11 protein-coding genes and 2 pseudogenes are annotated in these 15,795 nt (G+C 51.7%); 3 read left to right on the forward strand and 10 right to left on the reverse strand.

Annotated elements, in window-relative coordinates:
• Positions 1-65 precede the first annotated feature (65 nt).
• Entirely contained in the window at positions 66-1,499 is a 1,434-nt protein-coding gene (locus ACM1PF_RS33670) for a GTP-binding protein (RefSeq protein WP_416670861.1), read from the forward strand.
• A gap of 373 nt (positions 1,500-1,872) precedes the next feature.
• On the opposite strand, the gene ACM1PF_RS33675 is transcribed toward ACM1PF_RS33670, so the two are convergent.
• The gene (locus tag ACM1PF_RS33675) at positions 1,873-4,452 is read right to left on the reverse strand and encodes a GAF domain-containing protein (protein ID WP_416670864.1); all 2,580 of its coding nucleotides are present in this window, start codon (positions 4,450-4,452) and stop codon (positions 1,873-1,875) included.
• A 1,405-nt stretch (positions 4,453-5,857) separates the two neighbouring features.
• Here ACM1PF_RS33675 and ACM1PF_RS33680 point away from each other — a divergent pair.
• Positions 5,858-6,424, forward strand: coding sequence for a M23 family metallopeptidase (locus tag ACM1PF_RS33680; protein WP_416676923.1), 567 nt, complete (start codon positions 5,858-5,860; stop codon positions 6,422-6,424).
• A gap of 22 nt (positions 6,425-6,446) precedes the next feature.
• Here the strand turns inward: ACM1PF_RS33680 and ACM1PF_RS33685 are convergent, their stop codons facing one another.
• From ACM1PF_RS33685 to ACM1PF_RS33710, 6 genes and pseudogenes are all read right to left on the reverse strand, one after another.
• Positions 6,447-6,995: a cell division protein SepF gene (locus tag ACM1PF_RS33685; RefSeq protein WP_416670865.1), complete on the reverse strand. Its 549-nt coding sequence runs from the start codon at positions 6,993-6,995 to the stop codon at positions 6,447-6,449.
• Between the two features lie 80 nt (positions 6,996-7,075).
• Positions 7,076-7,636 carry an NUDIX hydrolase gene (locus ACM1PF_RS33690; protein ID WP_416670867.1) on the reverse strand — a complete coding sequence of 187 codons (561 nt, stop codon included), beginning with the start codon at positions 7,634-7,636 and terminating at the stop codon, positions 7,076-7,078.
• A 257-nt stretch (positions 7,637-7,893) separates the two neighbouring features.
• Positions 7,894-8,402: pseudogene (gene folK, locus ACM1PF_RS33695) on the reverse strand (2-amino-4-hydroxy-6-hydroxymethyldihydropteridine diphosphokinase).
• A gap of 111 nt (positions 8,403-8,513) precedes the next feature.
• Complete coding sequence (locus ACM1PF_RS33700; RefSeq protein WP_416676925.1) at positions 8,514-8,753, reverse strand: 2Fe-2S iron-sulfur cluster-binding protein; 240 nt, start codon at positions 8,751-8,753, stop codon at positions 8,514-8,516.
• Positions 8,754-8,933: 180 nt separating this feature from the next.
• A complete protein-coding gene (cobQ, locus tag ACM1PF_RS33705) occupies positions 8,934-10,427 on the reverse strand; it encodes a cobyric acid synthase CobQ (protein ID WP_416670869.1) in 1,494 nt (497 codons plus the stop codon).
• Positions 10,428-10,634: 207 nt separating this feature from the next.
• Entirely contained in the window at positions 10,635-11,051 is a 417-nt protein-coding gene (locus tag ACM1PF_RS33710) for an Npun_F0494 family protein (RefSeq protein ID WP_416670871.1), read from the reverse strand.
• A 315-nt stretch (positions 11,052-11,366) separates the two neighbouring features.
• On the opposite strand from ACM1PF_RS33710, the gene ACM1PF_RS33715 reads away from it, so the two are divergent.
• Positions 11,367-11,783, forward strand: a complete 417-nt coding sequence (locus ACM1PF_RS33715; RefSeq protein WP_416670873.1) for a bis(5'-nucleosyl)-tetraphosphatase — start codon at positions 11,367-11,369, stop codon at positions 11,781-11,783.
• Between the two features lie 10 nt (positions 11,784-11,793).
• On the opposite strand, the gene ACM1PF_RS33720 is transcribed toward ACM1PF_RS33715, so the two are convergent.
• The 3 genes and pseudogenes from ACM1PF_RS33720 to ribBA form a co-directional block, all read right to left on the reverse strand.
• Positions 11,794-12,243 (reverse strand): hypothetical protein, encoded by a 450-nt coding sequence (locus ACM1PF_RS33720; protein WP_416670876.1) that lies wholly within the window; start codon positions 12,241-12,243, stop codon positions 11,794-11,796.
• A 46-nt stretch (positions 12,244-12,289) separates the two neighbouring features.
• Positions 12,290-13,561, reverse strand: a complete 1,272-nt coding sequence (locus ACM1PF_RS33725; RefSeq protein WP_416670877.1) for a lipid-A-disaccharide synthase — start codon at positions 13,559-13,561, stop codon at positions 12,290-12,292.
• 265 nt (positions 13,562-13,826) lie between these two features.
• Positions 13,827-15,565 (reverse strand): annotated as a pseudogene (ribBA, locus tag ACM1PF_RS33730) (bifunctional 3,4-dihydroxy-2-butanone-4-phosphate synthase/GTP cyclohydrolase II).
• Positions 15,566-15,795 lie beyond the last annotated feature (230 nt).

Consider the following 15,795-nt stretch of genomic DNA (forward strand, 5'->3'; position numbering starts at 1 on the left):
TTAAGCGCAGGATTTCCGGTTCCTGGCTCCCCATTCTCGATTTCCCATTCTCGATTTCCCATTTCATGACTTCAAACCACGACTTCACCACCGATCTTGATCAGGCAATTCAAAGCTTCGGCGATATTCAGGCAGAACTGAACTATCGTCAGGCGCAGGAGGTGTTGCGGGAACTGGTGAAAAAACTGGATCTCACCCCCAAAGAACGAGAAGGTTTAGAGGCAGAAATTCAAAGCCTGGAGTTAATGCTGGATAAGCTCGATCGCCAGGTGATTCACATTGCCGTGTTTGGCATGGTGGGACGGGGGAAATCCTCGCTGTTGAACGCGCTGTTGGGACAAAACATTTTTGAGACAGGCCCAACCCACGGAGTCACGCAGACGATCCAAACCGCCCAGTGGAGTGCCAAGCGAGAGGCGATCGGCAGTAGTGATCATGATCTGTGGACTGTGACTTTACCCGGTTTAGGCAATTCCCGGATTGAACTGATTGACACCCCTGGCATTGATGAAGTGGATGGGGAAACCCGCGAGGCATTGGCGCAGCAGATTGCCCGACAGGCAGATTTGATCCTGTTTGTGATCGCTGGAGATATTACCAAAGTTGAATTTGAGGCATTGTCAGAACTGCGTCAGGCGAGCAAACCGATCCTGTTAGTCCTGAACAAAATTGATCAGTATCCTGAAGCCGATCGCATTGCCATCTACGAAAAAATTCGAGACGATCGAGTGAAAAAGCTGCTGTCGCCGGAGGAAATTGTCATGGCAGCGGCCTCTCCCCTCATGGCCAGAGCTGTGCGTCGTCCCGATGGCAAACTGGTTCCCAACCTGAGTCGGGGAGAACCGCAAGTAGAGCAGGTGAAGCTGAAAATTCTGGAAATCCTGAATCGGGAAGGGAAGGCCCTGGTTGCCCTCAACACCATGCTCTACACCGATGATGTGAATGCCCAACTGGTACACCGCAAGCTGGAAATCCGCGATCAAAATGCCAATCAGGTGATCTGGCGCGGAGTCATGACCAAGGCCATCACCACTGCAATTAATCCTATTACCGTTGTGGATTTGCTCAGTGGAGCGGCGATCGATGTGGCTCTGATCGTGACCCTATCTCGCCTCTACGGGATTCCCATGACGGAACAAGGGGCAGTTGGTCTGCTACAAAAAATCGCCCTCAGCCTGGGGGGGATTACCGCCAGCGAACTGTTGATTACCTTTGGGCTAGGTTCCCTCAAAAGCCTGCTGGGACTTTCAGCTCCTGCGACAGGCGGCTTATCCCTGGCTCCCTACCTTTCGGTTGCCATCACTCAGGCTGCCATTGCTGGAGTCTCGACCTACGGCATTGGCCAGGTGATCAAAGTTTACCTGGCTAATGGAGCTTCCTGGGGGCCAGATGGGCCGAAAGTGGTGATCGATCGGATCCTATCGACGCTGGATGAAACCTCGATTATGAATCGGATTAAGGATGAATTGCAGGCAAAGCTGGGAACCGTTGAAGAATAATCCGTAGTTTCACGAATTTCTCGTCAGTCTTCATCCCAGCTTAGTAAACTTTTCGCCATCTCAGATTAGTCTAGGTGCAGGGCTAGTTACATACCCTACCCCGGAGAGACGGCAGGCAGAGAAGGGGGCTTACATCTGTCTGCCCATCTCTTGGGCAATGGCAATAAAAATCCCCGCTTGGGAGCTACGGTGTACACACAAGTCATCTGCTCTAGCCACGACTGGGTTTGATCCTCCCTAACCCTCCTTAAAAAGGAGGGAACCGGATTAGAAGTCCCCCTTTTTAAGGGGGATTTAGGGGGATCTATCAGGGTTTGAGCCTCTCAGTCAAGATCTGTGTACACGGTAGCTCTTGGGAGGGGAAGGGTGGGTTTTACTTCGACTGCACAGCATACACACCATCCCAGGATGCGGGCGGAGATTCTTGCAAATAATGACTTGCCCGGTGCAGTAATAGCGCGGTAGCCCGATCGTCAGGTTTCAACCGTTGAGCCTGCCCAAAGTACTGCACAGCCGCCTTAAAGTTGCGCTGGTTATAGGCTTCTCGCCCAGCCTGATAAAGCTGAATAAATTCCTGCAAGGGACGATCGAGTCCTCGATTGCGATCGTCAATTAGTTCATAAATCCGAATTGGTTTGGTCTTCCCCTTCACCCGCACACAATCCAATTCCCGAACCCAAACTTTCTCCTGACAAAACTGATAGGTGAATTCGCTCAGGATAATGTCGCATCCGTATTCCTTGGTTGCACCTTCCAGGCGGGAACTGATATCCACCCCATCCCCAATCACCGTGTAATCCATCCGCTTTTGGGAACCAATATTTCCTGATACCACTTCACCCGAACTAATTCCCACCCCAAACCGGATCGGCGGTAAACCGATCGTTTCTCGCTTTTGGTTAAAGGCTGCCAACCGTTGTCGCATATCCAACGCAGACTGCACCGCCATCCAGGCATGGTTTTCCAACGGTAATGGGGCCCCAAATACCGCCATCAGCGCATCGCCAATGAACTTATCCAGCGTCCCATCAAAGTTAAAGACGGCTTCCACCATCGTTTCAAAGTAGTTGTTCAACAACGCCACCACATCAGCCGCATTCATTTTTTCGGTTAACGAGGTGTAGCTGCGAATATCCGAGAACAGGATGGTGACTTCCTTCCGTTCCCCCACCATCAGGGCATCATCGCCCAGGGCCATCACCCGCTCTGCCACCTCAGGAGTCATATAGCGATACATCGTCGCCTTCATCCGTTTTTCCTGACTAATATCCTCCAAAACCACCAACCCACCTCGAACGCTTCCTTCAGGATTGGTAAGCGGACTGACGGTGAGGTTGATACTGCGTTCAAAGGTTTGGATGGTCAGGAGTCCGGAGTCCGGAGTTGGGAGGGGGGAGTCGGGAGTCGGGGGAGAGGGGGAATCGGGCGGGAGAAGCGTTGGGTCGTTCCAGCAGGGGATGAAGGCGTTGGGGTTTTGGCGATCGCGGGTGGCTAAAACGAGCTTGACCTTGCCAGACTCCGGATCCTGGATTTCTCCCACACCAACGACCAGGCTTTGTTCAGGCACATAGTGTCTGGCTCCGGTCTTGAGGCTGTCTTCCAGGCGAAACTGCAAATGGTCGATCGGGACAATTTCCCAGACCAGACGACCCAGCAGTTGGGGAATCCAGTCCTCCCATTGCGATCGATCAGGCGAAGAGTTTGAAGCATTCAACGCACAGCCCAACAGGTGTAACGCAGCATCGTTAATCGTGACAATTCGGCCCTGCATATCAGTGGAAATGACGGCATCCGAAAGGCTTTGCAGAATATCTTTTTGATATTGCTTTTCCAATAGCACACTTTCAAACAGCTTGGCGTTTTCCAGGGCCATGCCCGCCTGAATGTTGAACGCCTGCATGAACTCCTCGTCAGAATTCGTAAAGTTGGACTGATTTTTGTTGATTAACTGCGTTACGCCAATCCGCACTCCTTCTGAGTTGTAGATCGGCATACAGAGAATATTTCGCGTTCGGTATCCGGTCTGCTGATCGATCGTGGGGTCAAAGCGGGGATCGTCGTAGGCATTGGGAATGTTCAGCGTTTGCCCGGTAGAGGCCACATAGCCCGCAATCCCGCGATCGGCCGGAATCCGAATTTCCATCATGGTTTTGCCATCGGCTTTCGCCACCTTCGACCATAGCTCCCCCTTGTCTCGATCGATCATGAACAGGGTGCTGCGATCGGCGTGCATCAGGTTGCGGGCTTCATTCATCACCACTTGCAGGGTTTTCTCCAGGTCTAAACTCTGCCCCAGAAAGGAGGTGGCCTTCATCAGGGCTGCCACGCCGCGTTGGTTGCGAGCTGCCACGTAGAATGAACCGCAACTCTCTAAAATAATGCCGATCGACTCAGCAAACTCCCGAAACTGCTGCTCATCCTCTGCTGAAAAGGGACTGTCCCCCAGCTTATTCAGCAATTGCACCACCGCCACCACCTGATTTTTTTTGGTGTTGAAAATGGGCATACAGAGAATGTTGTGGGTGAGGTACCCCGTTTCCCGATCGATTTCTTTGTTGAAGAGGGGATGGGCGTAGGCATCGGCAATATTCAACACTTCTCCCGTCGTTGCCACATGACCCGCAATCCCAGAATTCAGTGGCACTCGCAGTTCCAGGACTTCTCCATCTTCCGCCTGAGCGATTTTTGACCAGAGTTGCTCCCGCTCCCGATCAACGAGAAAAATCGTGGTACGGTCTGCCTGAAGAATTTGCCCGATTTTCAGGGTAAAGGCCTCCAGCAGTTGTTCGAGCATCAACTCCAAAGATTCGGTATTGATTAGCTCGATCGCCTTCAGAAAATGCTCAAACTCATCGGTAATTTGCCGTAACAGTTCCATAAACTGCGTGACAGGCAAGTCTCGGACGCGATCGGTTAAGGTGCCGGAATGGCTTTGAGTGAGGGCAGTTAGCATGGGGGACTGCAAAATGCTAGAGGCTACAGGTGAAAATATCAACAAAAATATAAACAATAGGCTATCGGCTATTGGTTGAAAAAAGAAGAACGGCGATGGAGAACTTGTCGGAATCTTTATCTTTCCTCCCTACTTCTACCTCCTATATTCATCACCCCGAGCACCAATCCGTGCATATGGGAGGAGATTACAGAGGCAGCAACCCCTAATTGATGCGAAATTGATGCCAATTTAAAGAGGGAGCATGTCACTTTTGCAGCCCTCACCCTAAATCCCTCTCCCTTTGGGAGAGGAACTTCCGATCCCCTTCTCCCTAGGGAGAAGGGACTGGGGGATGAGGGTAAACTTTCAAAGGTGACATGTTCCCATTTAAAGATGCCTCAAAGATGCCAATAAACATAATTTCCGTAGCGCAGGCATCTTGCCTGCCCGTAAGCTATTGGTGCTGCCCGTGAGCTATTGATCCTGTAAACGCAAAACAGAGATACATCAGAGCGCAGACTCCGATCGCCAAAGCTGAATGCGATCGCCCAGCCGGAGTAGGTCTGTAATAAGATTGCAATCAGAACGTCATACCTGCGTCATCTCAATGGAGGGCAAAAAATTTATACTGAAACGAATTTGCCAGTACTCCATAGCGCAGTTCGCTTGTCCGTAAACCAGATGTACCGACTTAAAGAGCTTAGGGGGAATTTAAAGAAATTATTAAGCAAACTTAATTCAATTCCGGGTACATTTACGAAAAGACTCGTTATTCTTAATGAATAAAGAATAAAATTTGCTCAGGGAAAAAACTGAAGTGCCCTGATACCTGTCAGCAGAAATACTGCCTATCCCGTGTTCCTCCTGACTTCTAACTCCTGATGAAGGGTTGTCGAACGGATATCAGGGGTGACGGATACAGGTCAGGGTGAGTCAGCAAGGAATAGGCGATCGATTCTTGCAGATTCAATGTCTGAAGATTAAATAGCCTCAAGGTCGATCGTCTGGGACGGGAATCCCTGAAGGGGTTCAAACCGTCTGTATTGTGAGGATGTGAACCAAGATCTCCGTTATCGGTATGAAGTTAACGTTTGGTAGACGATTCAAAAAATTAGTGGCTTTGATGAGCGCAGGTTTGTGTAGTGTGTTGATCCTGCAAGCCGGGCAAGCCGTTGTCAGAGCTTTGGAACTGGGTTTGGTTCCTACTGATCCCGTCCTGGAAATCACTGAGCAAATTCAATCTGTCCCTTTCCCAGGGGACGACACGGAGATTGAATTTCCGACCCTGGGCACCGGACTTTCGCCTTCAACTTCGGATGCAGCTTCGGCTACTTCATCGGAAGCATCCTCTGATTCTGAGGCTCAAACTCCAGAGGCTCAAACTCCAGAGGGGCGATCGACTTCCGAACGGCAACTGGTAGCGGTGAATACGAGTGAAGTCGCTCCACAGGAACCCGTTTCCCAGGTTTCTCCCCAGCAAATCGCTGCCAACGACTGGTATGGAGCCTCATTTCCGGTTGAAGACTTTCAGGCGTATACTTCTCCCTTTGGCTATCGTCAATCTCCCGATGGCGGCTACTCCACTGAGTTTCACTATGGGCTGGACATGGCCGCTCCTGACGGCAGCTACATCCGCAACTGGTGGGGCGGTGAGGTGATTGAAGTCTCAGACGATAGCAATTGCGGCACTTCGGTCGTCGTCCAGTCTGGCCCCTGGATGCACATCTACTGCCATATGCGCGGTCATGTGGAGGAAGATAGCCGGGGTCGTTACATGATCGATCGAGATGGCGGGATTCAAATCTGGGAAGGACAGGAAATCATCGCAGGGGGTCGCATTGGTCGAGTTGGGATGACGGGTCGCACCACGGGGCCCCATCTGCACTGGGGCTTGAAGTATGACGAAAACTGGGTCGATCCAGCGTTAGTTTTACGGGCGATGTACACGACTCAGCAGGCGGCTCAGGCGGGTAGCAGCGGCGTGCAGTGATTTCCCTCAGCAGGGTGTACCATTAAAATTCTCTCTGGGCGATCGGCTCAGGTTCCCAAACTGAAGCAGTCGGCGCGTAGAACTGAGGCGGAGGGGGAGGGGGCGCAGGCTGCGGGGAATATTGGGTGATTTGGACAAAGTTGGGCGTGAAGAGAAAAACGTTTTCACCAATTTGCTGCTGATGTCCATCAATTGCAAAAGCTCCACCTGCCACATAATCAGCACAGCGTTGGGCCTGATCCACCTCAATGTAGTTGAGGTTAAGGATGATTGCTTTGCGTTCGCGGAGGGCGGTGACGGCATCGGGAATTTCCTCAAACGATCGCGGCTGCATCAGAATCACTTCCATCATCAGTCCGGGTAGCCCGATCACATTACTGGATGGATGATTGAATGGCTGATTAGATGCATTAGAAGCATGACCCGTCGTATTGCTGGGTAAAGCCTTCCGTCGAGGAGCGTCTTCTTCTTCCAGGTAAGGCTCCTGGTTCATCTCCTCCTCTGGATAGTAATACTCATCGTATTCTTCGTTTAGTCCCAGCGCATCCCGCAAGCGTTGAAAGAGACCCATAGATACCCTCATCTCTTGAGTAGATCGCTTGTTCTATCTTAAACCGAGATTCGCTGGAAAACATCCGTATAGAGCAGTTTCTATGGTTTTTTTTCTAAGAATGGCCGAGCCAGCATATAACTAGATATGGATTTTGCATCGATCGGCGGATTACCCGTCAAAACAGCCTGCTCAAATTCTTCGGGGGTCATTAACACGACTTCAATATCTTCGTCATCATCTTGAGCGGGCAAAACGTCCAGGGCTTCTAAATCTTCTGCCAGGTACGCATAGATAATCTCATCGGAGTAGCCTGGAGCCAGGAAAAACTTGCCCAACGTTCGCCACTGCTTCGCCCGATAACCCGTTTCTTCCTCAATTTCCCGCCGAATTGTTGCTTCTGGATCTTCACTCGGCTCCACCGTCCCTGCCGGAAACTCCAGCAGCCGATCTTGCGCCGCAAACCGATACTGACGCACCAGCACCAACTTCCCTTCGGAGGTAACGGGAACTGCCAACGCTCCCCCTGGATGACGCACACACTCCCATTCGCCTTCCGCCCCATTCGGCAACCGCAGGCGAATCACCTCATAGTCAAATTTGCGGCCGCGATAGAACAGTTTTTGCTTGAGGAGTTGGGGGGGTTCAGGTCCAAAGGGCATGAGTGTTTTAAGGATAAAAGGATGAACAATGGGCGATCCGCCTGGGTGACTGGGCAGGCAAGATACCCACCTGACAAGACTTTCAGGTTATTCAATTCGCATTCCTAAGGAGCATAGATTAAATAACCTGCGCAACGTGTTACTTCGCTGACTGGGCGGGCAAGATGCCCACCCCACAAGAACTCCAGATTATTAAATTCGCATTCCTAAGGTATGCTCTACGCTTTAGGATTCTGGTTGCTTTGAGCGTTAGCTTATCAATGAATGGTCGATCGGCTCAACGATCGGTTGTACAGCTTCACTCCTGAACAGTCTACCTGCTGAAGGAGTTCGGCGATCGTCTGCCCTGTAACAGGTTCAACCCAGGAGGGTGCAATCTCATGCAGGGGAACCAGCACAAACGCCCGTTGAGCCATGCGGGGATGGGGAATTTCCAGCTCAGATTGCCGCAGGATCAGGTCATCAAACAGTAACAAATCAATATCCAGCAGACGGGCCCCCAGCGTTCCCGCCGTACCCGCCCAAACTCAGCCTCCACTGATAGAAGAACTGAGAGTAAGGGTTCAGGATCGAGGCGGGTTACAAGCAAGGCACAGGCATTGAGATAGTCTGGCTGGGGCGGCCCCACAGCAACAGTTTGATACACCGGGGATTGGGCTTTTACCTGAATTCCAGGAGTCTCCGCTAAAACCCGCAGGGCCCCTTCCAAAATGCCGAAGGAATCCCCCAGGTTACTACCCAATGCGATCGCCACTCGATGCAACATCTCTACCCTCAATCTCTAATCCTTGATGCTTGACCCTGTTTAGGGTAAATAGCCGATCGCCCCTACGTCATACTAATTGCGGTTTGAGCTGCACCCTTCACCTACCCTCTGCTACCAGGTCGGATCCACAAACAAATTAATCGTCATCACTTTCTGATCCGCAGGAACAGAACTCATACAGGCGCAAATAATCTCCCCATCCTCCAGTTCCACCTCGCAGGCATGACAGGATCCCATCAAGCAGCCCGTTGGAATGGAGAGTCCCGCCCGTGCGGCCACCTTGAGGAGAGGTTCTCCGGCAGTGGCTTCGATCGTCACATCATCCGGTAGAAAGTGAATTTGAACGCTCATGTTGTCCTGTTTGAACGATGAAGGAGCATGGATTAAATAACCTGCAACGTTTTTCTTCGCTGACTGGGCAGGCAAGATGCCCACCCCACAAGAATTTCAGATTATTAAATTTGCATTCCGAAGTCAAACCTGAATGATCCCCAGAGTTGATCCAGATTATTGATCCAAAATTGCTCCAGATTATTGATCCAGGCTTTGGAGGATCTGATTCAAGTCTAAATGTTTTCCAATCTCGTCTGCCAGGGAGTTCAGCATCGCTTCTCGCTGTTCTCGATAATTGGAAATCCCGGTGGGCAAGGATTTTAGACCACGCTGTTGCCGTAACCGATTCAGCCAGGCTCGTCGCCAGGGCCCATTGTCGAAAATACCGTGGAGATAGGTGCCCCAAATCGACTGCGTAGAGTCCACGACCCCCAGGTTGTTGTCTTCAAACAAGGGCTGGTAAACCATGTCGCCATCCGGTTCGTTAAACACAATATGGCTGCGCCCCTGGTGAATTTCGTACCCCGCCACGGGCAAGCCTTCCTGGGGGAAATTAGAGGTGACTAATCGCTGTCGAGCTACCTTTTGAGGGGTAATCACGGTTTTCAGCGGCACCAGACCCAACCCTTTGTAGCGACCTTCCTGCCCTTCTAACCCTTCCGGATCGGCCAGGATTTTACCCATCATCTGGAAGCCGCCACAGACCCCCATGACGGTTCCCCCCGCCGCCACGTATTCCTGAATCGCTTCAGCCATACCACTGCGTTGGAGTGCGACCAAATCGGCGATCGTGGTTTTAGAACCCGGTAAAATCACAGCATCGGGATAGCCCAGCGACTCCTTGAGGCTGACATAGCGCACGGCTACGGTGGATTCTGACTCCAGGGGGTCAAAGTCGGTGAAGTTGGAAATCCGGGGCAGGCGAATCACTGCGATCGTCAAATCACTACTAAAGCTGCTGGCTCTACGCTCAAACAACGACAGGGAATCTTCCGCCGGAAACATTTGCTCCAACCAGGGGATCACTCCGATCACCGGAATGCCGGTACGCTCCTCTAGCCAATCGATCCCCGGTTGCAGGATCGATCGCTGACCGCGAAACTTATTAATCACAATTCCGCGAATGAGCTGCCGTTCCTCTGGCTCCAGCAGTTCCAGGGTTCCCACCACATGGGCAAAGGCTCCACCGCGATCGATATCCACCACCAAAATCGTTGGCGCATTGAGATGCTTGGCCACCCGCATATTGCTCAAATCACGGTGCTTCAGGTTGATTTCCGCCGGACTGCCCGCCCCCTCACAGACAATCAGGTCAAACTCTTCTCCCAATCGCTGCAAGGATTCTTCGATCGCCTGCCAGCCCATCTCAAAAAACTGTTCATAGTAGTCGGAGGCTTTGGCCTGTCCCACCACTCGTCCCTTAATAATGACCTGAGAAGTCATATCCCCTTGGGGCTTCAGCAGAACCGGGTTCATTTCCACTCTGGGAGAAATGCCTGCTGCCCAGGACTGTACCGCCTGAGCATGACCAATTTCACCACCCGTCGTCGTCACGTAGGAGTTCAGTGCCATGTTCTGCCCTTTGAATGGCGCAACTCGCCAACCGCGACGGCTCAAAATTCGGCACAGTGCTGTTGTCATCAAAGATTTACCGACGTGTGAAGTCGTCCCCACAACCATGATGGCTTTCATTTGGAACCTCCAGGGAGGCGTAGTGAATTACAAATCAGTTGTCCAGTCATACACATCAGGGAATTAATATTGTTCTCAATGAGTCTCAACTATTGGATCAGCACTACTCTCTATACAGTTGAGGGGCGCGGCAATTGAAGCAAGGAATGATACAAGCTCGTTAGTTCAAATCAGTTCGGACGGTACAGGTAATTGAACGAGCAGGGACTACTGAAGCCAGGCTGGAAAGCGTACCCAGCGATGACAAGCATTATATAAACGATCGCCCACCGACGGGGGAGGTAAGGTATCTCCGCCTTGCTGCCACTGATTGACCAACTGATGCCCCAGGGGGGTAAGTCGAAAACTATCGGTTAAACCCTGCCCATCCACTTCACGGCGCAGCAGTCCAACCTGAATCAGCCAGAGCAGCGCATTTTCTGCGGTTAGTTCAGAAATCGATTGAGCTGTATAACCATTTTGAACGCCTGTTTTTCCGGCGATCGCCCGTAACCCCACACTCTGCCGTTGCATGGTGCAAAACAAGGGCAACTGAAACGGTGTACAGCGGGCAGCACGTTCCGCTCGGAGAATCGTTGTGGGAGAGTAGGTTGTCCGTTGAGAATTGGGAGAAGTAGAAGTCATTTCCAGCTATGCGAATCAAACTATGCAAATCAAACTATGCAAATCAAACTATGCAAATCAAACTATGCAAATCAAACTATGCAGATCCAAGTATCAAACGGCATATTCAGGCTTGAGCAGTCCAGCGTTAATTGAGTGATTACTCCCAGTGTAGGAAGAAATCACAACCGTTATCCTCTATAATATTTTGTTTTGCTATGTGAAAAGCAACCAGATTCTATGTCAGTTTACTAAGCAGTTCAGAGGGTCGGCAGCCCAAAACCGTTCAATCTTGCCCTCATCACTTCAATTTGCGAACAATAGCCTATTTTCCCTATGAAAGATGCAGCGTTTGGAATTGTGCCTGTTCATCGTCACCCTGCAGGCGATCGCTTCCTGTTAATCCAACACCATGCTGGACACTGGGGTTTTCCGAAAGGCCATGCTGACCCAGGAGAAACGGCCCAGGAAACGGCCCAACGGGAGTTTGAGGAAGAAACGGGCATCCAAGATTACCGCCTTTTAGAAACTGCCTTTGTTGAGCAGTATCAATTTCAGCAGCAGGGGAAAACGATCGAAAAAACCGTGACGTACTTTCCTGCGATCGTCCAGTCTGAAACGGTAACTTACCAGGAAGCGGAAATTCAAGCCTATGCCTGGCTTCCCTACGATGCTGCCCTGGAAACAATTACCTTTGAGCAGTCCAAACAGCTTTTGGTGAAGGTTGCGGACTATCTCAAGCGTCAAGGTTGAGCCGATCTGGTTAAATCAGCGGCAGTAAGCGCAGACTGGCAGCCCAACCCACGGCTAATCCAGTCAAGGAAAAGATACTCAGGATGATCAACGCCTGAAAGCGGTTAAACCCGGCATTCTGTAAGTCCAGACGCGCCAGGACTTCAGAGGCAATCAACACCAGGATGTACCCAAAGACCCTGAACCAGAGAAAAACGATCGTCACCCCCAGGGAAAACAGCATAATCAGGGTGAAATAACCGACATCAGACTTCAGCCATCGCGCCAGCAGCATTTTCAACCCATCAAACAGGGTCGTCAGCAGCAGAGCTTGGAACACGGTAAACGCCAGCACGATGACCCAGGCTAGCCAAGTCACTGTTTCATGCGTCAAAAACGCACTAAAGGTCGTATAGGCAGCGAACAAAACGGTAAGGGATAACCAGGGTAGTTTTCTCACGAGCAGCGTGTTGATGTCCATTCAGCCCAACCATCCCTGAGTGTACTGGCTTTGCAGCAGCTTTATCTCAATCAGTGTACGAGCAGGCCACGGTCTGCACCAATTGGGCAAACTGCTGAACTGCACCCGATCGCCCCCGCACCTGACGTAATTTTCTCCGTGTTTCTGCCAGAACCTCTGGTCGATCGAGCCAATCCAGCACCAGATCCGTTACTGCTTCCGGCTGAAGCTCCCCGATCAGTTCAGGGACGATCGCCTCTCCTGCCCAGATATTCGGCCAGGCTAGTAATCTTGATTTTCGTAAAAACCAGCCGTTAATCAGTTTGGCAAACAGAGTACCAACTCCCGGTAGGTTCGCCAATAATCCCGGAATCCCATCCCAGGCTCGCATCGCATCCAACTGTTGAGTCGGAATCAGCACCACCATCGGAATCGCCAACGCCCCCAGTTCCGCCGTATTTGCTCCCACCGTCGTAATGCAAAGGCAACACTGCGCCAACACATCGTAGGCTGGAGCCGTCGTCCAGAGCCGAATCTGAAGCCCACTGGATGTTTTCAGGTAATAGTCCTCCCCCTGCCGCACCACGATCGCCGATCGTTCCCCAAACAGCCGCGCCACCGGATTCTGGTTTGGATCGGCAAACTTCTCTAATGTGACTGGGTCTAAGGTTGGAGCGATTGGAATCACAAACCGAGTCTCTGGACGCGCCCGGTGAATTTGCTCCACGATCGCCAGTCCCAGCGGCACTCCCTGTGCCAACTTTGCAGGCTTAGACCCCGGCAACAACCCAATCAAAATCTCCTCCCCATCTTTTTTCCCGACTCCCGACTCCCGACTCCCCACTCCCTCCCTTCCCACATCCGCCATCAAATCTCCCACCACCACCACCTTATGGCGATACTGGCCGGGCACTCGATCGACTAACTCTGGCTTCATCACCCCAAACCGATCGACCCACCGATGCCAGCGGGTTTCCCACTCGCCATAGACCACAATCCGGTAGCCCAGACGCTTACCGATAATCACCGGATAAACCTGATCGCCACCGAGAAATACGACAATTCCCTGCGATCGCCAGTCCCAATTTGCCGCCGTTTTACCCCAGAGCAGAAAGGGAAAGAAAGATTGGGCTGCTTGAACGCGATCGATTTCAGGATAGCTTTGGGCAATTTCCACCTCCCGACCGCTGGCATTGGGGCAGGGAGAAAGCACCAGGGAAATCCGCAACTGCTGGCGATCGTCTCCCATATTTTGCCGCAGGGCTTTCACGACAGGACGAACCCAGGTGGTCAATTCGCCCGGGCCGTTGGAGAGGATGAGGATATCGAGGGGGGACATGGGAGTGGGGAGTGAGGAGTGAGGAGTGGGGAGTGGGGAGTGAGGAGTGGGGAGTAGGGAGTAGCGCAGGCATCTTGCCTGCCTGGTCTCAGATATTGGGGGGGAGTCGGGAGTCGGGAGTCGGGAACCTAGAGAGGCTTAGGCATGGAAATTAATCACCTGAAATTCTCGTGGGGTGGGCAGCATTTCGACTGATCTCAAGCCGAAGTCTTGCCTGCCCAGTCAACTCAGCGAACCGATCGCCCAGATTATTTAATCAAAGTTCTTAGTCGCTGGGGGTATGGCTGGAGAACACATAAATCCGCTGGGTTGCCAGATTGTCGCAGACCTGGGAGGGTTGAACGGAATCAGACTCAGGATGGGGATCGAGTCGGAAAATTTGCCGATCGAGTTGCACTTGTAGGTTGAGGAGCGGATCATGTCCTGAAGAAACCAGGAACTCCAGGCGTTCAACCGTTGACCAGGATACCAGTTGATCCAAAATCTTGCCGATCGCCAATACACAGGGGTGATCGGGCTGGGTAAACCAGTCTGTGGCAACTACATTCGGTTGATCAAATCCCAGATGGAAGATTAGCGATGAGCCAACAAATAGAGCCACCCCCAGCGATCGGGCTTCCTCTTGCAGGAGCATCCCATAATCCTTGGCGATATGACGCATTTTTTCTAACCGCTCGTAGCGTTCTGCTAAAGGGGGTTTGTCCTGCCAGTGGATGGCGATCGTGGTCAGGTAGGTTTGCAGCAGCAGATGCCCCAGTTTTTCGGCTTTGGTGGTGAGATAAATCGCATTGTGGGTACTGGCTTCGATGATTAACGGGACGCGATCGACCATTTCCAGTCCGTAGCCCTTCAGTCCAGCAATCTTGCGGGGATTATTGGTAATCAGCCGGAATTTTTGTACCCCTACATCGTTGAGGATTTGCGCACCCATGCCGTAGTTGCGTTGATCGGCGGGAAAACCTAACCGTTCGTTGGCCTGTACGGTATCCAGCCCCATGTCTTGCAGGGAATAGGCCTTGAGCTTGTTAATTAACCCAATCCCTCTGCCCTCCTGCCGCAGGTACACCAGCACCCCCTCCCCTGCATTGTCGAGCATCTTCAGGGCCGCCTGGAGCTGCATCCGACAGTCACACCGCAGGGAGCCGAGGGCATCTCCGGTCAGGCATTCGGAGTGAACTCTAACCATCACCGTTTTGTCTTTGAAGGTGGTGGGATCGCCCTTCACCAGAGCAATATGTTCTGAGTTATCCAGCTCGTTGTGGTAGGCATACACCTTGAACTCACCAAACTGAGTCGGAAGGTTGGCGATCGCCTCTCGCTGGACAAATCGTTCATGCTGAAGCCGATAGCTGATCAGATCGGCAATGCTGATGATCTTCAGGTTGAAATGTTTGGAGTATTCGATTAATTCTGGCAACCGCGCCATTGAACCATCGGGATTTTGGATCTCGCAAATTACCGCCGCCGGATACAGTCCCGCCATGCGGCCAGATCAACCCCTGCCTCCGTATGTCCTGCCCGCTTCAAAACTCCACCTTCCTTGGCTCTCAGGGGGAAGATATGACCCGGACGACGCAAATCATTCGGCTTACTGGTGGGATTAATGGCAATCTGAATCGTTTTAGCCCGATCGTCTGCTGAAATTCCAGTGGTTACGCCCAGGTGATAAGCTCCATCAATGCTGACGGTGAATGCCGTTTGCTCGTTGCTATCCTCATAGGCGCGGTTACTCACCATCAGGGGCAAATCCAGCTCATCCAGCCGATCGCCCGTCATCGCCAGGCAGATCAACCCCCGCGCTTCTACTGCCATGAAATTGATCATGTCTGGCGTGGCAAATTGACCTGCACAGATCACATCGCCTTCGTTCTCGCGGTTTTCGTCATCCACTACCACGATCGCCTTACCCCCTTTCAAATCCGCCAGGGCAGCATCGATCGAGTCAAATTCAAATAGTACGTTGGGATCAGACACAGGTTCGTCGGAGGGGGGTAGCGGTTCCACAGGAAATTTCCAGAATTTTCAGGTGAATTTTCGGTCAAATTTTCGGACAAAAATATATGAACTTTTTTAAAGTTCTCTCATTATGATCTTATCGTGTCTCAGTGGGTGCAGGATTCGCTACATTAAATTGGCAGCAGGATTAGCGATATTAAATACTATTGTGATTGTGTACAGATAGCCAAACCACCACGATCGCTCCCTTCAAACCAAATTGCCTTAAACCCAAACTG

Origin of the sequence: Egbenema bharatensis FJBBOT/2019 (assembly GCF_048077055.1) — a bacterium.
Taxonomy (GTDB): Bacteria; Cyanobacteriota; Cyanobacteriia; order Elainellales; family Elainellaceae; genus Egbenema; species Egbenema bharatensis.